Origin of the sequence: Actinacidiphila sp. bgisy167, assembly GCF_965342175.1 — a bacterium.
Taxonomy (GTDB): domain Bacteria; phylum Actinomycetota; class Actinomycetes; order Streptomycetales; family Streptomycetaceae; genus Actinacidiphila.
In genome coordinates this window covers 1-17,605 of the sequence record NZ_CBDRBL010000040.1, presented here as the reverse complement: position 1 = coordinate 17,605, position 17,605 = coordinate 1, and the positions used below count along the sequence as shown (strand labels likewise).

The 17,605-nt window shown below is 72.8% G+C and carries 12 protein-coding genes; 7 read left to right on the top strand and 5 right to left on the bottom strand.

All coding sequences use genetic code 11. From position 1 onward, the window contains the following. Positions 1–82: 82 nt before the first annotated feature. Entirely contained in the window at positions 83–493 is a 411-nt protein-coding gene (locus ACRWND_RS17005) for a DUF2752 domain-containing protein (protein ID WP_431950132.1), read from the bottom strand. A 31-nt stretch (positions 494–524) separates the two neighbouring features. After that, entirely contained in the window at positions 525–962 is a 438-nt protein-coding gene (locus tag ACRWND_RS17000) for a TM2 domain-containing protein (RefSeq protein ID WP_431950130.1), read from the bottom strand. 298 nt (positions 963–1,260) lie between these two features. Between ACRWND_RS17000 and ACRWND_RS16995 the strand changes: the two genes are divergently transcribed. The 4 genes from ACRWND_RS16995 (at position 1,261) to ACRWND_RS16980 (ending at position 9,162) form a co-directional block, all read left to right on the top strand. After that, complete coding sequence (locus ACRWND_RS16995; RefSeq protein WP_431950128.1) at positions 1,261–1,461, top strand: hypothetical protein; 201 nt, start codon at positions 1,261–1,263, stop codon at positions 1,459–1,461. A gap of 161 nt (positions 1,462–1,622) precedes the next feature. Then, positions 1,623–4,508, top strand: a complete 2,886-nt coding sequence (gene topA, locus ACRWND_RS16990; RefSeq protein ID WP_431950126.1) for a type I DNA topoisomerase — start codon at positions 1,623–1,625, stop codon at positions 4,506–4,508. Between the two features lie 80 nt (positions 4,509–4,588). After that, complete coding sequence (gene tmk / locus ACRWND_RS16985; RefSeq protein WP_431950124.1) at positions 4,589–7,687, top strand: dTMP kinase; 3,099 nt, start codon at positions 4,589–4,591, stop codon at positions 7,685–7,687. A 776-nt stretch (positions 7,688–8,463) separates the two neighbouring features. Then, positions 8,464–9,162 (top strand): DsbA family oxidoreductase, encoded by a 699-nt coding sequence (locus ACRWND_RS16980; protein ID WP_431950122.1) that lies wholly within the window; start codon positions 8,464–8,466, stop codon positions 9,160–9,162. Between the two features lie 22 nt (positions 9,163–9,184). Here the strand turns inward: ACRWND_RS16980 and ACRWND_RS16975 are convergent, their stop codons facing one another. Next, on the bottom strand, positions 9,185–10,981 hold the full coding sequence (locus ACRWND_RS16975; protein WP_431950120.1) for a sigma-70 family RNA polymerase sigma factor: 1,797 nt from the start codon (positions 10,979–10,981) through the stop codon (positions 9,185–9,187). Between the two features lie 113 nt (positions 10,982–11,094). Further along, on the bottom strand, positions 11,095–11,811 hold the full coding sequence (locus tag ACRWND_RS16970) for a TetR/AcrR family transcriptional regulator (protein WP_431950118.1): 717 nt from the start codon (positions 11,809–11,811) through the stop codon (positions 11,095–11,097). A gap of 292 nt (positions 11,812–12,103) precedes the next feature. Between ACRWND_RS16970 and ACRWND_RS16965 the strand changes: the two genes are divergently transcribed. Then, a complete protein-coding gene (locus ACRWND_RS16965) occupies positions 12,104–13,477 on the top strand; it encodes an NAD(P)/FAD-dependent oxidoreductase (RefSeq protein ID WP_431950116.1) in 1,374 nt (457 codons plus the stop codon). A gap of 117 nt (positions 13,478–13,594) precedes the next feature. Continuing rightward, positions 13,595–15,244, top strand: a complete 1,650-nt coding sequence (locus ACRWND_RS16960; protein WP_431950114.1) for an ATP-binding SpoIIE family protein phosphatase — start codon at positions 13,595–13,597, stop codon at positions 15,242–15,244. Between the two features lie 7 nt (positions 15,245–15,251). Here ACRWND_RS16960 and ACRWND_RS16955 read toward each other — a convergent pair whose 3' ends face one another. Further along, positions 15,252–16,499 (bottom strand): MFS transporter, encoded by a 1,248-nt coding sequence (locus tag ACRWND_RS16955; RefSeq protein ID WP_431950112.1) that lies wholly within the window; start codon positions 16,497–16,499, stop codon positions 15,252–15,254. Positions 16,500–16,615: 116 nt separating this feature from the next. Here ACRWND_RS16955 and ACRWND_RS16950 point away from each other — a divergent pair, with 116 nt between their 5' ends. After that, positions 16,616–17,179: a MarR family winged helix-turn-helix transcriptional regulator gene (locus ACRWND_RS16950; RefSeq protein WP_431950110.1), complete on the top strand. Its 564-nt coding sequence runs from the start codon at positions 16,616–16,618 to the stop codon at positions 17,177–17,179. Positions 17,180–17,605: the final 426 nt, after the last annotated feature.

Genomic DNA, 17,605 nt, shown 5'->3' with positions numbered 1-17,605 from the left:
AGGAATGGCTGAATCCTGGCAGGTGAAAACACCATCCGTTGCTCTGATGAGCAGACGTCACGCAACCGTGATCACTGCGTTGTCAAACCGCGTTGCGTACGACCGCCCACGTCACGGCCACCCCGAGAACCGCCGCCTGCGCGCGCTTGGTGAGCGTCGGCCGGTACGTCCGGCCGCGGAGCCCCTCCGTCACCCACCGCGCGTACAGATAGAGGGGAAAGGGGCTCGCCAGGAGCAGCAGCGCGTTGTCGTGGAAGGCGGCCGGGAGGTCGCCGTGCATCAGGTCGTAGACCATGCGGGTCGCGCCGCAGGCGGGACAGAGCAGTCCCGTCAGGAAGTTGAAGGGGCATCGGGGCAGCCAGTGGCCCGGCTGGTGCGGGTCGGTGCCCCACAGATAGGCGGCGCCCGCCGCGCCGGCGACGAGCGAGGCCAGGGGGGCCGCGGCCGGTCGTGCGGCCACGGCCCCCAGGCGGTTGCGTCGCGGTGAGGTCATCGTCCTCGGCGTCCTCGGCGTCCTCGCGTCCTCAGCCGCGCAGGATCCGGCCCTGGGAGTCGGTGCGGTCGTTGCTCGTCAGGAAGAGGATGCCGTCGATCAGCGCCCAGATGCCGAGGCCGCCGCAGGTGAGGAGCTGCGCGATGCCGATGCCGACGTCGCCCACGTAGAAGCGGCCTATGCCCAGGCTGCCCACCAGCAGCTGCAGCACGCCCGCCACGACCTTGGACTTTTCGGACAGTGGGCGGCCGTACATGTCGTAGCCGTACGGGGCGTTGGGGTCGCCGGTGTAGGCGCCCGGGGGGTAGGCGGACGGGTACCCCGGGGCGTACCCCTGCTGGGGGTAGCCCTGCTGCGGGTAGCCGTAGCCCGGCTGCTGCCCGTAGCCGCCGGGGCCGGCCGGGGGCTGCTGCGGGTAGCCGTAACCGTCCTGTTTGGGCTGGCCGTACGGGTTGTGCGGGTCGGACATGCGGGACTCCCCCCGAGAGAACGTTCCTTGTATCCGGACATCTTGTCAGGCCGGTCAAGAGCCGAGAGGTACGGAAGCGAGGCGCGCGGGTGAGCGGCGCGGGCACGGGGGACGCGAACCGGCGGGACAGGCGGCGGCCAGGCGGCCGGCCAGGCGGCCGAAGCGCAAGGAATCGGCCAGCTCCTTCGGGTGGCGTTCACGGCGGGTTCGTCCCTTTGTCGCCCCGACGTGCCACTCTCCGTGACTGCGGGGGGTTCGGTCGTGGAGCGCCGAGGGGCGCCTGAGGATGCCGGGGGTCATGCTCATGGAAACAGTGCCGGGGGTCTTCGCCGGGACGGTGTGCGCGGTGTTCGGGGCGGTCCTGCTGGCCTGGACGGTCGCCCGGTCGCTGCGGCGGCTGCCGGTGGTCCGCGACGGCGGCCCGGCATCGGCCGCCGCGGCGGGTCTCTCCGGGGCCGTTTCGCTTCTTGTCGGGGTCTGGCTGTTCCTGATCCTCTGAGCTGGGCAAATCGGACATGGGCGGCAGTCCGTGCGGCAGACAGGACGCTTGTCGGGTTACCGTTCGAGTGGCGTTGCGGACTTTTCCCGTTTGACACGGGACCGGGATGTACGGTCACACTCCGCAGCGAGACCACCTTCGACCCGGAGAGAAGAGCGAAGTTGTCCCCGACCCGCGAGACCGCACAGGGCAGCGGCCGCCGACTCGTGATTGTCGAGTCGCCTGCCAAGGCGAAGACGATCAAGAGCTACCTCGGCCCCGGCTATGTCGTCGAGGCCAGCGTCGGGCACATCCGCGACCTCCCGAACGGGGCCGCCGAAGTGCCGGCGGAGTACAAGGGCCAGCCGTGGGCGCGGCTCGGCGTCAACGTCGACAGCGAGTTCCAGCCGATCTACGTCGTCAACGCGGACAAGAAGGCCCAGGTCAAGAAGCTGAAGGACCTGCTCAAGGAGTCCGACGAACTCCTGCTCGCCACAGATGAGGACCGCGAGGGCGAGGCCATCGCCTGGCACCTGCAGGAAGTCCTCAAGCCCAAGGTCCCGGTCCGCCGGATGGTCTTCCACGAGATCACCAAGGACGCCATCCAGGAAGCCGTCCGCAACCCCCGCGAACTGAACCAGACCCTCGTCGACGCCCAGGAGACCCGCCGCATCCTCGACCGCCTCTACGGCTACGAGGTCTCGCCGGTGCTGTGGAAGAAGGTCATGCCGCGGCTGTCGGCCGGCCGTGTCCAGTCCGTCGCCACCCGGCTGGTCGTCCAGCGCGAGCGTGAGCGCATCGCCTTCCGCTCCGCCGAGTACTGGGACCTCTCCGCGACCTTCGCCACCGGACGGGCCGGCGACGCCACCGACCCCGGCACCTTCGGGGCCAAGCTCAACGCCGTCGACGGCAAGCGTGTGGCGCAGGGCCGCGACTTCGGTGCGAACGGGCAGCTCAGGGACGGCGCCAACGTCCTCCACCTGGACGAGGCCGCCGCCCGCGCCCTCGCCGCCGCCCTGGAGGGCGCCGCTTTCTCCGTCCGCTCGGTCGAGTCCAAGCCGTACCGCCGCTCGCCGTACGCGCCTTTCCGCACGACGACGCTGCAGCAGGAGGCCAGCCGCAAGCTCGGCTTCGGTGCCAAGGCCACCATGCAGGTCGCCCAGAAGCTGTACGAGAACGGCTTCATCACTTACATGCGTACGGACTCCACCACCCTGTCGGAGACCGCCGTCGCCGCCGCCCGGGCCCAGGTCGCGCAGCTCTACGGCGCCGACTACCTGCCGGACCGGCCCCGCGTCTACGCCGGCAAGGTCAAGAACGCCCAGGAGGCGCACGAGGCGATCCGCCCCTCGGGCGACCGCTTCCGCACCCCGGCCGAGACGGGCCTGACCGGCGACCAGTACCGCCTCTACGAGCTGATCTGGATGCGCACCGTCGCCTCCCAGATGAAGGACGCGGTCGGCCAGTCCGTCACCGTCAAGGTCGGCGGCCGTGCCGCCGACGGCAGGGACGTCGAGTTCTCCGCCTCCGGCAAGATCATTACTTTCCACGGCTTCATGAAGGCCTATGTCGAGGGCGCCGACGACCCCAACGCCGAGCTCGACAGCAGCGAGCGCCGGCTGCCGGCCGTCACCGAGGGCGACGCGCTCACGGCGCGCGACATCGCCGCCGACGGCCACGCCACCAAGCCGCCCGCCCGTTATACCGAGGCCTCGCTGGTCAAGGAGCTGGAAGAGCGCGAGATCGGACGTCCGTCGACCTACGCGTCGATCATCGGCACCATCCTCGACCGCGGCTACGTCTTCAAGAAGGGCACGGCCCTGGTGCCGTCCTTCCTCTCCTTCGCCGTCGTCGGGCTGCTGGAGAAGCACTTCGGCCGGCTCGTCGACTACGACTTCACCGCGCGGATGGAGGACGACCTCGACCGCATCGCCCGCGGCGAGGCCCAGGCCGTGCCGTGGCTGCGCCGCTTCTACTTCGGAGAGGGCGACACCCCGGTCGGCGGCGCCGCCGACGCGGGCAACGGCGACGGCGACCACCTCGGCGGCCTGAAGGAACTGGTCGAGGACCTCGGAGCCATCGACGCCCGCGAGGTCTCCTCCTTCCCCGTCGGCGACGGCATCGTGCTGCGCGTCGGCCGCTACGGCCCGTACGTCGAGAAGTCCGGCGAGGCCGAGGGCGAGACCGGAAGGCGCGCCGACGTCCCCGACGACCTGCCGCCGGACGAGCTGACCGTCGAGCTCGCCGAGGAGCTGCTCAACAAGCCGAGCGGCGACTTCGAGCTGGGCACCGACCCGGCGACCGGCCGCCAGATCGTCGCCAAGGACGGCCGCTACGGCCCGTACGTCACCGAGATCCTCCCCGAGGGCACCCCGAAGACCGGCAAGAACGCGGTCAAGCCGCGCACCGCCTCCCTCTTCAAGTCGATGTCCCTCGATACGGTGACGCTGGAGGACGCCCTCAAGCTGATGTCCCTGCCGCGCGTCGTGGGCACCGACGCCGAGGGCGTCGAGATCACCGCGCAGAACGGCCGCTACGGCCCGTATCTGAAGAAGGGCACCGACTCGCGCTCGCTGGAGAGCGAGGAGCAGCTCTTCACGATCACCCTCGACGAGGCCCTGGCGATCTACGCCCAGCCGAAGGTGCGCGGCCGGGCCGCCGCCAAGCCCCCGCTGAAGGAACTGGGCACCGACCCGGTCAGCGAGCGCCCTGTCGTCGTCAAGGACGGCCGCTTCGGCCCGTATGTCACCGACGGCGAGACGAACGCGACGCTCCGCCGCGACGACGACGTCGAGACGATCACGCCTGAGCGCGGCTACGAACTGCTCGCCGAGAAGCGGGCCAAGGGCCCCGCCAAGAAGACGGCGAAGAAGACCGCCGCCAAGAAGGCCCCGGCGAAGAAGACGACCGCGACCAAGACGACCGTGGCCAAGACGGCGGTGAAGAAGACCGCCGCGAAGAAGACGGCGGCCAAGACCACCACGGCCAAGAAGACGGCCGCCAAGAAGACGGCCGCCAAGACGACGGCTAAGAAGCCCGCCGCCTCGGCCGCGGAGTCCGCCGAGTAGCACCGGACGGGAGCCGCAGGCCGGTACCGGTCCCGGCAGGCGCTCTCCGGCACGACAAGGTGTCCGGATAGGCTGGCGTAATGACGCGATCCGAGCAGCCAACGGACACGTTCGCCGACGCACTCGAAGCCGACTCGCGGCAGCGCGCCGTGGGCGCGCTCCTGAAGATCCCGCCGCTGCGCAGGCTGTGGGGCGCTCAGCTGAGCGGCACCATCGGCGACCGCCTCTCCCTGCTGGTCCTGGTCGTCCTGACGGCGCAGGCCGTCGTGGGCGCCCAGTCCTTCGGCGGTGGCTACCGAGGTGTGGCCTTCGCCGTCGCGGCCGTCTTCGCCGCGCGCCTGCTGGCCGACCTGCTCTTCGGCGCGGTACTGCTCGGCCCGCTGGGCTCCCTCACCGGGCCCGACGGCATGCTCGACCGCCGGTGGACGATGATCGGCTCCGACCTCGTACGCCTCGCGCTGCTGATCGTCGCCCCGCTGTGGATCGACTGGGTGCCGGACGACGCCGTCGCCTGGCTGCTGGTCACCGTCTTCGTCACCGGGGTGTCCGAACGGCTGTGGACCGTCGCCAAGGACGGCGCCGCCCCCGGCCTGCTGCCCGCGCCCGCACCCGGTGCAGGAACGGTACGCCCGCTGCCCGACCGTCTCGACGCGCTGCGCCGCCTCGACCGGCGCACCAGCTTCGTCGCCTTCCCGTTCGCCGCCGCGACCCTGGTCGTCGTCACGCTCGTCGGCAACCTGATCGGCCTCGGCGTCGACTGGTTCGGCGCCCACCAGGCCGCCCTCGCCTCCTACGTCGCCGCGGGGCTGTTCGCGGCCTCCGGCGCCGTCCTGTACCTGCTCGAACTGCCGGGCGACCAGGCCGCCACCCTCCGCTCCCCCCTGCGGGGCCTGCGCGGCAAGGACCGCGGGCGCACCGGCGCCGTGCCGCTGCTCGTGTTCGGCACCGCCGCCGTCGCCGGTGCCATCGCCGCCGCCGTCGCGCTCGCCGTACTGCATGCAGCCGATCTCGGCGGCGGTCCGGTGGGCTTCGGCCTCCTCGTGCTGGCGCTCACCGCCGGCCCCGTGCTCGGCATCAGGATCGCCCCGCGCACCCTGCCGGGCCTTTCCCGGCGCCGTCTGCTCGCCCTCGCCATCGCCGTCACGGGTCTGGCCCTGCTGCTGAGCGGAATCGTGCCCGACCCGACGGCCGTGCTGCTGCTGGCCCTGCTCGCCGGCGTCGCGGCCGGCATCACCGCCAACACCGGCCATGTCCTGGTGGACCAGGAGACCGAGGAGTCCGGACGGGCCCGCGCCACCGACCACCTGCACGCGGTCGCGCTCCTGCTGATGGCGGTCGGCGCCGTCGGCGCTCCCCTGCTGGCCGGCGGTATCGGCCCCCACCGCCTCGCCGAAGGGCACTTCACCTTCGACCACGGCGGCGCCGCGTACGCCCTCATGCTGATCGGCGCGCTGCTGCTGCCCGTCGCCGCCCTCGTCCTCGGCAAGACCGACGACCGCCAGGGCGTCCCCCTGCGCCGCGACCTGCGCGAGGCGCTGCGCGGCGGTGACCCCGAGCAGGCGCCCGCGCCCACCGGGTTCTTCATCGCCGTCGAGGGCGGCGACGGGGCCGGCAAGTCCACCCAGGTCGAGGCCCTCGCCGCGTGGATCCGCGGCAAGGGCCACGAGGTCGTCGTCACCCGCGAGCCGGGCGCCACGGCCGTCGGCAAGCGGCTGAGGTCCATCCTGCTCGACGTCTCCAGCGGCGGGCTGTCCCACCGCGCCGAGGCCCTGCTCTACGCCGCCGACCGCGCGGAGCACGTCGACACCGTCGTACGTCCCGCGCTGGAGCGCGGCGCGGTCGTCATCTCCGACCGCTACATCGACTCCTCCGTCGCCTACCAGGGAGCCGGGCGCGACCTCGCGCCGACCGAGATCGCCCGCATCTCCCGCTGGGCGACGGACGGGCTCGTCCCGCACCTGACCGTGCTGCTCGACGTCACCCCCGAGACGGCCCGCGAGCGCTTCACCGAGGCGCCCGACCGGCTGGAGTCCGAGCCGGCGGAGTTCCACGAGCGCGTGCGCACCGGCTTCCTCACCCTTGCCGCCGCCGACCCCGCGCGCTACCTGGTCGTCGACGCGGGACAGGAGCCGGAGGCCGTCACCACGGTGATACGGCACCGCCTCGACGAGATCCTCCCCCTGTCGGAGAAGGAGATCGCGGCCCGCGAGGAGGCCCGCCGCCGCGCCGAGGAAGAGGCCCGCCGCCGCGCCGAGGAAGAGGCCCGCCTGCGTGCCGAGGAGGAGGCCGCCCGCAAGGCCGAGGAGGAGCGGCTCGAACGCGAGCGCCAGGCCCAGCTGGAGAAGCTCCGGGCGGAGGAGGAGGAACGCCGCCGTCTCGCGGAGGAGGCCGCCCGCCGGGAAGCCGAGGAGGCCGCCGCAGAGGAGGCCCGCCGCCAGGCCGAGGAGGCCCGCAGGCAGGCGGACGAAGAGCGCGCGCGCCGCGAGGCGGAGGAGCGCGTCCGCCGCGAGGAGCAGGAGCGGCTGCGCCGCCAGGCCGAGGAGCAGGTCCGCCTCCGTGCCGAGGCCGAGGAACGCCGCCTCGAGCGCCAGCGCAAGGCCGAGGAGGCCCTGATGCGTGCCGAGCAGGCCCGTATCGATGCGGAGGACGCGACGCAGACCGTCGAGACGCCCCGCCCGCAGGGGGCGTCGACGGGGTCGACGGGTCTTCCGGACTTCTCGAAGCCCGCGGTGCCGGCGGCGTCCGCACATTCAGCCGAGGGTGGTGACGTGGAGGAGACGGCGGTGTTGCCGCCGGTCAAGCCGGGTTTCCCGGACTTCTCGAAGCCCGCGGTGCCGGCGGCGTCCGCACATTCAGCCGAGGGTGGTGACGTGGAGGAGACAGCGGTCCTGCCGCCGGTCACCCCTCGCGCGGTGGACGACACAGCCGTCCTGCCGACGGTGGCCCCCGCCGACCGCGTGCCGCCCGGCATCTTCCGGTCGGAGGCGCCCGAAGGGGCGCAGCACGACCCGGACAACGAGCGCACGCGCGAGATGCCGTCCGTCCCGGAGGAGGGGCGCCGCCGCCCCCGGCCCTCCTGGGCCGAGGAGACCCCCCTCGACGACCTCCCCTCCCTCGCGGACGAACTGCTCGGCCCGCGCGACGAGGATGACGACCACGACGGGGGCCCCTCCCGGTAGGGCGCTTTTCAAGGATTGTTGTCGGCCGTGTGCGGGCGTGTGTGGTGGCGGTTGCGGATTTCCGCATCCCGCCCACCCTCCCCCCACCCTTCGGCCGGGGGGACCCGTCCGGCGCGTCCAGTGGGCGCCTCGCAGGTCTGTCGGGGGCCGGGGGCGCCTCCGGGGCTGGACGTCCTGGACTGGCATGTTCACGTGCTGCGGGCGGTACGTGTGGGCCCCGGGGTCATGGCGCCCCTCGTCAACATTCCGAGGATCACCAAAGTGCCCTCGGTGGCCACTTCCAGGAGAGGGCCCAGCCACGACGGCGCATCCGCCACCGCCCCGGCCACCGACCGGTACGCGGACGCCGAAACTCCATCCGTGACCTCGACAGCATCAGCCTCGCCCAGCCCACCGGGGGCCAGCCACGTGACAACTCCTGCTCCCACGCCCAAGACGGCCAACGCGCCGAGCAGCCGACCGGCTCGGACCTTCATCCGCGGTTCTCGTTCCATGAGGCCCGAACGTAGAAGCGGGAACAGCCAGGAACCCGAGCCGAACGGCAACACCAGATCGTGACGATCGTCAGGGTTGACGGCTCCGGGCACCTTCGTTCCCCGTCATGGGCCCACATCCCGATCTTCAACAAACCTTCGTTCTCTGAAGATCGCCGAGTGGAGGTCCGCACGCCCCCGCAGCGGGAGGCAGGGCGGCGGCCCCGGAGGGGGTATGGCCGGGGAAGGGTGGCCCGATGCATCCTTGAGCATTCAACTGATGGCTCGGATGACGGAGACAGCATGAAGGTCGAGATCTACAGCGACGTCGCCTGCCCCTGGTGCTACATCGGCAAGCGGCGTTTCGAGCGGGCACTGGCCGCCTTCCCGCAGGCCGACCAGGTGGAAGTGGTCTACCGGCCCTTCCAGCTCGACCCGGGCAAGTCCACGACCCCCGAGCCGCACCGCGCCTACCTCGACGAGCGCTTCGGCCCGCAGTCCGCGGCGATGGACGCCCGGGTGGCGGAGCTCGGCCGCGCCGAGGGCCTGGCCTTCGACTTCGACCGCGCCATCGAGAACAACACCCTGCTCGCCCACCGTCTGCTGTGGCACGCCCTGACCGCCTACGGCGCCAAGGAGCAGGCCGCGCTCAAGGACCGGCTGCTCGTGGCGCACTTCGCCGAGGGCGCCGACGTCGGCGACCGCGACACCCTGGCCGCGCTCGCCGCCGAGGCCGGGCTGGACCGCGATCGCGCGGCCGAGTTCCTCGCCTCCGACGAGGGCCGCGCGGAAGTGCTCGCCGAGATCGACCGGGCCGCCGGCATCGGCGTGAACTCCGTCCCCACCTTCGTCTTCGAGGGCAAGTGGGCCGTCCAGGGCGGCCAGGAGTCCGCGACCTTTCTGCGCGTGCTGGAGCAGGTCGCCGAGGAGACCGGCGCAACCCCGGCCGTGCCCGCGGCGGACGCCTGCGCCGACGGCGCGTGCGAGGTCCCGGAGGGCTGAGCGCGCCGTACGGCGGCGCGGCTCAGCCGCAGCTGAGCCGCGACAGCGCCCAGTCCGCGACGTTCACCGCGGGGAACCCTCGCGCCGGTTCGACCTCCAGCCGGAGGGTGCTCTGCCCGGTGATCGGCACGTGTACCGGCACCCCGGGGTCACCGCCGCGCAGCACCTCGGAGCGCCACAGCCGGCCGTGGTCGCCGTGGACGGAGAAGCGCGCCGCGCCGAGGCCCCGGGCGACGTCGTCGATGCCGACGACGGCGTCGAAGGCGGTGCAGGAGCGGTTGAGGGCGACGGTGACGGTGGAGTGCCCGCCGACCGTGACGCCGTCGGAGTAGCGCGTGCCGCCGATGCCGAGGTCCCAGCGCCGCCAGACCCAGTCCCCGAGCCGGATCGCGGGCTGGTCCGGGCGGCCGGTGAGGCCGTATCGGAGTCCGCTGAGCCGGTGCACCACCGGCTCGGGCCCCGGGGGCGGGGTGGGGGTGGGGGAGGGCGTGGCTGGGGGTCGTGGGAGGCGGCTCGGGGACGGCTCCGGCGGCTCGGTGGGCACGGGCGCCGGCTGCTGGACGGGATGCTCCGGCTCCGTCGGGGCCGGGGCGGTGGCCCGCTCCGGGACCCGGACGGACGGTGTCGGGGTCCGCGAGGGGGAGGGGAGCGGTGCGGGCGGCGGCGGGACGACCGGCGCCGCCGAGGGCCTGCTCTCCGCCCGGGGGTGCGGTGCGCCGCCGTCCCCCGCGAGGGTGATCGCCACCACCGCACCGGCCGCCGCGAGCGCCAGCCCCGCTGTCGCGGCGATCTTCACCGGGGCGGCGGCCCCTTCGACGCCGCCCGCGCCCGCCGCCGCACCGCCCGCGCCCGCCGCCGCACCGCCCGCGGCGACGCCCGCCGCCTTCGCCGCGTACGCGGCGCCGGACCAGCCGACGACCGCGACCGGCAGCAGCCCCTTGAGCGCCGCGTTCACGTCCGCCAGCTCGGCGGCGGCCGTACGGCATCTGACGCACCCCTCCAGGTGCTTGCGCAGCTCCCGGTCGGCCCGCGTCCGCAGACCGCCGCGGGCGTGCGCGCCGAGCCGGTCCGCGTGGCGGGCGCAGGACTCCCCCGCGGTCAGCGAGGACGACACGTGCGCCTGCAGATAGGCCTGGCGCAGCCCCTCGCGGGCGCGGTGCGCCAGCACGGCCGTCGCGTTGGCCGACAGCCCGAGCAACGGCGCCACTGTGCCCGGCGACTCCTCCTCGACCGCGGTGTGCCACAGCACCGTCTGCCAGCGCTCGGGGAGGGTCCGGAAGGCCTGGACGGCCAGCGACCGTTCGGCCTCGCGCATGGCGCGCACGTCCGCGCCCGGCTCCTGGGCCCCCTCGCCCGCCGAGCCGCCGGCCGACGCGGTCGCGAACACGGCGAAGTCCCCGACCAGTTGCTCCCGCCGGGCGGTGCCGCCCCAGGAAGCGGCCACCCGCCGCACCGAGGTGAGCAGATAGGCGCGCACCGCGGCGTCCGGACCACTGCCCCCGCGGATCGCCTGCAGCGTGCGGGCGAAGACCTCTCCGGTCAGGTCCTCGGCGGTGTGCCGGTCGCGGCAGCAGCCGCGCGCGTAGCGCCGTACGGCCGCCGCATGCCGCCGGTACAGCTGCTCGTACGCGCTGTCGTCGCCTCCGCGCACCCGGGCGACCAGGTCGGCGTCGGACGGCTGCGCCCCGGGATCGTCCGAGGCCTCGGGGAGGCGCTCCGCGAGCGGCTCCCGCTGTCCGGGAACGCGGCCGGCCGGCGGGCTCCCCTCGGAGTCGCCCGCCTCCGCAGGCGGACCGGACTCTCCGTTTCCTTCATCCACGGGCGCAACGGTGACATACCCGTACCGTCCGACGACCTGTCAAGCATCAGAACCACCCGTCCGGGGAGTTTCGCTCCCAGGACGCCGGTCGTCACCCGCACGGGTGAGCCTCGTCAGTGTTCGACGACGCCCTGTGCGCCCGGGCGGGAGCGCAGCCCCTCCAGCAGGATGTCCAGCAGGCGGGCCGAGGCGGCCGCCTGCTGGGCCGTGTCCGGAAGCGACGGCGCCGAGGTCGCGATCACCAGCAGCACGTCGGCCACCGAGACGTCCGCGCGGAGCTCACCGGCCTCCCGCGCCCGCTCCACCAGCTGCCCGACGACGTCCAGCAGCGTGGTCGTCCCGCCGCCCGACGCGGCGTCGTCGGCCCCGCCGCGCTGCTGCGGCACCCGCGTCCCGTCCGCCGCACCGGCCGGCTGCACCTGCAGCACCTGCGGCGGCAGCAGCCGCCCGGCCCCGGAGGCCACCGAGGTCCGCAGGAAGCGGGAGAGCGCCGACCAGGCCTCCTCCTCCTGGCTCAGGGCCGAGCGCGCCTGCTCCGTCAGCCGCGCCGTCTCCTCCTCGGCTATGCGCCGCACCAGCACGTCCTTGCTGGGGAAGCGCCGGTAGACGGTGCCGACGCCCACCCGGGCCCGCCGTGCCACGTCCTCCATCGGCGCGCCGTACCCCAGCTCGCCGAAGACCTCGCGGGCGGCCCGCAGGACGTGTTCGAGGTTGCGCTGCGCGTCCACGCGCAGCGGGGCGGTACGGCCCCCGCCTGCACCGCGCAGGCCCGGGTCCGCGGGGCCGCCGACGGTCGTGGCCACCGCCCACTGAGGGTCCTGGATATGCATGTGTATCCCCCGGTTGATCGCGTCTCCCCCCGGAGACTCCCCACCCCATGATCCCCGGGAGGCGGCGGACGACGCCGCGCGAGCACCCCGGTGGAACACGAACATAGTTGAGCCCTGGTCAAGAATGAAGGGGGGAACCGCGCACGATCGGAGCACCGCGGCCGCGGGCTCCCCTTTCCGGCGCCCCGCACCGGTCGGCAAGGTGCCCGTGACCTGCCGGACGACGGGATTCGGCCATTCGCCGCCGTACGCCCTGTGGACAAACCCCGAGAGCCCGTTGCCTCATGGAACGATGGCAGCACTCGAGGGGCCGTACGGCGTGTCATCGGGGATCCCGCGCATCCTGCTCGTCGGCGGCGGTCATGTCGGCATGTACACCGCCGCGCGGTTGCAGCGCCGGCTCAGACGCGGCGAAGCGGAGATCGTCGTGGTCCAACCGCGGCCCTATATGACCTACCAACCCTTCCTGCCCGAAGCTGCGGCCGGCTCCATCTCGCCCCGGCACGTCGTGGTGCCCCTGCGCCGGGTCCTGCGCCGCAGCACGCTGGTCGTCGGCGAGGTCCGGAGCATCGACCACGGCAGGCGGGTCGCAGAGGTATCCACCCTCGCCACCGAGGAGGAGGGCTCCCCTCCGCTCGAACTGCCCTACGACTGCCTCGTGCTGGCGCCCGGCTCCGTGTCCCGCACCCTGCCCCTCCCCGGCCTCGCCGAGCACGGCATCGGATTCAGGACCGTCGAGGAGGCCATCGGGTTGCGCAACCACGTCCTGGAGCAGCTCGACATCGCCTCCTCCACCCGGGACGTCGAGGTCCGCGACGCGGCCCTGACCTTCGTGTTCGTCGGCGGCGGCTACGCGGGCGTCGAGGCCCTCGCCGAGTTGGAGGACATGGCCCGCCATGCCGTGCGCCACTACCACAACGTCGAGGCCGAGGACCTGCGGTGGATCCTGGTCGAGGCCGCCGACCGCATCCTGCCCGAGACCGGCGAGGAGATGGGCCGGTACGCCATCCGGGAGCTGCGCGGCCGCAACGTCGACATCCGCCTGAACACCCGTCTGGAATCCTGCGACAACCGCATCGCCGCCCTCGACGACGGCTCCCGGCTGCCCACCCGCACCCTGGTGTGGACGGCCGGCGTCACACCGCACCCCGTGCTGGCCCGCACCGGCCTGCCGCTCGTCGGCAGCGGCCGGATCAGGTGCACCGCGGCTCTGCGGATCGCCGGAGAGGAGAACGCCTGGGCAGCGGGCGACGCCGCCGCCGTCCCGGACCTCACCTCCGACGACCCGGATGCCCTGTGCGCCCCCAACGCCCAGCACGCCCTGCGACAGGGCCGGGTCCTGGCCGACAACATCGTCGCGAGCCTGCGCGGCGAGCCCCTGACCGACTACCGTCATGTGTGCGCGGGCTCGGTCGCCTCGCTCGGACTCCACAAGGGCGTGGCGCGGATCCGCGGGCGCGGGCTCACGGGCCTGCCCGCCTGGGTCGTGCACCGCGTGTACCACCTGAGCCGGATGCCCACCGTCAACCGCAAGGCGCGCATCCTGGCCGAATGGGTCCTGTCCGGACTCTTCCAACGGGAGATCGTCTCGCTCGGCTCGCTGGAGCACCCGCGTGCCGAGTTCGAGCTCGCCGCGGAGACCGGACGCAAGCCCGACGCGCCCTGACCGCCAGTGCGGATGCGGTGGCCGATTCCCCCGGAGCGGTGAGTCGGCCACACTGGTCCATGTGACCAACCGTGCGCCAGCACCCGCAAAGAGTGACACATACGAGGAATCGGACGTTTGAACCTCACGCGTTGGAGCGCCCGGCTCCCCGGAACACAACGACGCAACGCCCAGGCGGCGGCCGCCGATGCCGAACCCCCGTCCGGCGGAGCGGTTCCCGCGGCGCGCGGGGAGTCCGCCGAGCAACCGGGCGCGCCGGCGCACACCCTCGACGCCCTCCCCGTACGCGAGGTGCTGGGCCGGCTGCCCGCCCTCATCGCGGTCACGCACGGGCCCACCCACCACCTCGGATACGTCAACGAGGCCTGGGCCGAGGTCTTCGGGCCCCGCACCCCCGGGGAGCCCGCCCGCGAGTCGCTCCCCGAACTCGCCGAACTCGGCCTGCTCCCCCTGATGGACCAGGTCTTCCGCAGCGGCAAGCCGCGCACCGTCAAGGCACGCAAGGTCTCGACCGCCACCCGGCAGGGCTACTTCACCCTCACCTGCAGCCCCGTCCCGGTGAACGACGGGGGCGACACCGGCGGCGTCCTGGTCTTCGCCGCCGACGTCACCGACCAGGTGCAGTCCGCCGAACGCCTCCGCGAGAGCGAGCGCCGCCTGCACGCGACCGCCGTCACCCTCCAGCGCAGCCTGCTGCCCCAGGAGCTCGAACAACCCGACGACCTGCGGGTGGCCGCCACCTACCAGCCCGGCGGCAAGGACGCCGCCGTCGGCGGCGACTGGTACGACGTCATCACGCTCGGCGCCGGCCGCACCGCGCTCGTCATCGGCGACGTGATGGGCCGCGGCGTCCGCGCCGCCGCCGTCATGGGCCAGCTCCGCACCGCGGTCCGCGCCTACGCCCGCCTCGACCTGCCTCCGCACGAGGTCATCCAGCTCCTCGACGGCCTGGCCGCCGAGATCGACGCCACCCAGATCGCCACCTGCGTCTACGCCGTCCACGACCCCAGCGAGGGACGGCTGTCCTACGCGTCGGCCGGCCATCTGCCGATCGTCGTGCGCGACGCCGACGGCACCGTCCGCCGTGCCGACGAACCCACCGGCCCCCCGCTGGGCACCGGCGGCTGGATCCACACCTCCGGCTCCGTCCCCCTCGGAACGGGCGCCACCGCCGTGCTCTACACCGACGGCCTCATCGAGCGCCGCGGCGAGGACATCGACGAGGGCGTCTCCGCCCTGATGAACGCCCTGTCCGGCGCCACCGGCAGCCCCCAGGTCATCTGCGACCGCCTGCTGCGCGCCCTCGGCGTCACCTCCGAGCACGCCGACGACGTCGCCGTGCTCGTCATGCAGTACCCCCAACGCGAGGGCAACGACTCCGAGCTGTTCCGGGGCGCCTCCCTGGAACTGCTCGGCGGCATCGAGGCGGCCCCCCGCGCCCGTGCCTTCGCCCAGGGTGTGCTGACCTCGTGGCGCTTCCCCGTCGAACTCGTCGACCTCGGCGTCCTCGCCGCCAGCGAACTGGTCGCCAACTCGCTCCAGCACGGCGTCCCGCCCATGCGGCTGCGGCTGCGGCGTACCGACCGGCGCCTGATCGTCGAGGTCACCGACGGCGACGAGCACCTGCCGCGCCGCCGCCGCGCCGAACCGGCCGACGAGGCCGGCCGGGGCATCTCCATCATCGCCACCATCGCCTCCGCCTGGGGATCCCGGCGGACCCCGGGCGGTGGCAAAGCGGTGTGGTGCGAGTTCGCCCTCCCCGACTGACGGAGGATCAGGCCGCCAGCACCGGCTCCCGCATCGGCGCGTCCTGTCCGACCGTCAGGCGTCGGCCCAGCCGCACCGAGAGCACACTGACCGCCAGCGAGCACGCGACGAGCATCACGATGTACTCGGGGTACCTCCCGCTGCCCGCCATCAGCCCGCCGACCGCCGGCCCCACGGCCAGCGCCAGCTGCTTCACCAGCGCGAACGCCGCGTTGTACTGGCCGACCATCCGCTCCGGGGCCATGTCCGCCACCAGCGGCGCCACCGTGGGCGACAACATCGCCTCGCCGAGCCCGAACAGCACATAGGTGCTGATCAGCATCGCCGTCGCGAGCCCGTGCGCGGAGCCCGTCAGCCCGGACAGACCCGCGAACACCCATGCCACGGCCCACAGCAGACCGACCGCCGCGATCACCCGGCTGCGCCGCCGCCGCTCCACCGGCCGCAGGACGAGGAACTGCGCCACCACGATCGCAGCGGTGTTCGCCGCGAGGGCCACGCCCAACGTCGCCGGCGACACCTTGGTCACCTCGACCGCGTACGCCGACAGCCCCGACTCGAACTGCCCGTAGCAGGCGAAGAACAACACCCCGCCCAGCACGCACAACCGCACCATCGCCCGGTCGGCGAGCAGCGCCCGCCAGCCCCCGGCCGCCTTCTGCGCCGGCGCCCCCTCCACGCGCGCGGGCCGCGGCAGCCGTACGGAGGCCGCGACGACACCGAGGACGACGAACATCGCCGCCTCGACGGAGAACAGCAGGGTGAAGGAGCCCGGCCGCGAGGTGTCCACCAGCAGCCCGCCCAGCAGTCCTCCGACGCCCAGCCCCAGGTTGTTCAGGAAGAACTGGGTCGCGAACGCCCGTGACCGCGTACGCGGCGTGGAGCACCACACGATGAGGGTGGCCAGCGCCGGCTGCATCACGGCGATGCCGGCGCCCATCACCGCGGAGGCGGCGATCACCAGGGGCGCACTCGAGGCGAGCCCGAAGCCCATGGCGCCCACCGCCGCCGCCAGCGCACCGGCCAGCACCACGGGCAGCGGGCCGCTCCGGTCGATCGCCCGACCGGTGAACGGCAGAACGGCGAGCGCGGCGACGGCGAACGCGGACAGCACCACACCTGCCGTACCTGCTCCCAGATCCCGTACCTGGGCCACATAGACGAACAGGAACGGAACGGTGAAGCCGTTGCCGAACGCGCTCAGCGCGTTGCCCAGCTGGATCCGGCGCAGCGCGGCGCCCATCGCGGTGGTCACACTCACCCCTTAGGTCAGTAGTCCTTGAACTTGAAGACTTCAAGTTTAAATTTCGAAGCTAAACAGTACATGCCGGAAGCCTTTAGGTCGAACGGGTTTCATGGCACACTCCTGCCATGACGAGTGCAGCCGAAGGTCCCGCCGGCACCCCACAGGAGCTGGATCTCGATGAGCAGATCGCGATCTACCAGCGCGAGTACCCCGAGGTGGACCCCCAGGTCGAGAAGATCGTCACGGCGCTGGGCAGGCTCAACCGCCGCATGAACGTGGGCTACAGCCGGCACCTGTCGGCCGTCGGCATCACCAGCGCCGAATGGGAGGTGCTCAAGGCCCTTGTGGTCGTGGGCCGCCCCTACCGCCTCGGCCCCGGCGACCTGGCCAAGAGGCTCGGCCTCACCCCCGCTGCCATGACCCACCGCATCGACCGCATGGTCTCGGAAGGCCTGGTCACCCGGGAGCGCGACGAGAGCAACCGCGTCCGCGTCATCGTCGAGCTCACCGACCTCGGCCGCGGCAAGTGGCTGGAGACGATGCGTATGGCCTCCGTCTTCGAGGCGGATCTCCTCCAGGACCTCGCAGCCGACGAGCGCAACGTCCTCGGCGACCTGCTGACCCGTCTGCTCCGCCGTGTCGAGGCCGACCAGCCCGACGCGGGTGGCCGGTTGCAGGATCTGGACTGACCCCGCCTGCCGGTTTGACAGACGTGTGGGGCATCCGTAATGTTCTCCGGGTTGCCCGCCGGTGAACACCGGCTTCGGTCGGCCCCGGGCAGCCATTCCGCAAGATCACATCCACGAACGGCCGCGTGCCGTCTCGTTCGTGTGTGCGTTTTTCGGAATGAGGATCGACGGAATTGCTCGATTGGCATCGAGCGCCATTGATCCGCTAATGTCTCACCAGTCGGAACGGCCCAACGGCCTGGAAGACGAGCCCCGCTGACTGGGGATCAGGACGGAAACGGTCTGATAGAGTCGGAAAAGCCGGAAAGCGAAAGCCGGAAGGCGGAACCCCCTCCAGAGGGTGGCAGAGAAGGAAATCGGATCTGCTAAGCTGGAGACAACGAAGGGAAAGCCCGGAGGGGCCGGTGAGACGGTCTCGAAGGAAGC

Coding starts and splice junctions, on each gene's coding strand:
- ACRWND_RS17005 (WP_431950132.1), bottom strand. CDS start 493: ATGACCTCACCGCGACGCAACCGCCTGGGGGCCGTGGCCGCACGACCG.
- ACRWND_RS17000 (WP_431950130.1), bottom strand. CDS start 962: ATGTCCGACCCGCACAACCCGTACGGCCAGCCCAAACAGGACGGTTAC.
- ACRWND_RS16995 (WP_431950128.1), top strand. CDS start 1,261: ATGCTCATGGAAACAGTGCCGGGGGTCTTCGCCGGGACGGTGTGCGCG.
- tmk (WP_431950124.1), top strand. CDS start 4,589: ATGACGCGATCCGAGCAGCCAACGGACACGTTCGCCGACGCACTCGAA.
- ACRWND_RS16980 (WP_431950122.1), top strand. CDS start 8,464: ATGAAGGTCGAGATCTACAGCGACGTCGCCTGCCCCTGGTGCTACATC.
- ACRWND_RS16970 (WP_431950118.1), bottom strand. CDS start 11,811: ATGCATATCCAGGACCCTCAGTGGGCGGTGGCCACGACCGTCGGCGGC.
- ACRWND_RS16965 (WP_431950116.1), top strand. CDS start 12,104: ATGGCAGCACTCGAGGGGCCGTACGGCGTGTCATCGGGGATCCCGCGC.
- ACRWND_RS16950 (WP_431950110.1), top strand. CDS start 16,616: ATGACGAGTGCAGCCGAAGGTCCCGCCGGCACCCCACAGGAGCTGGAT.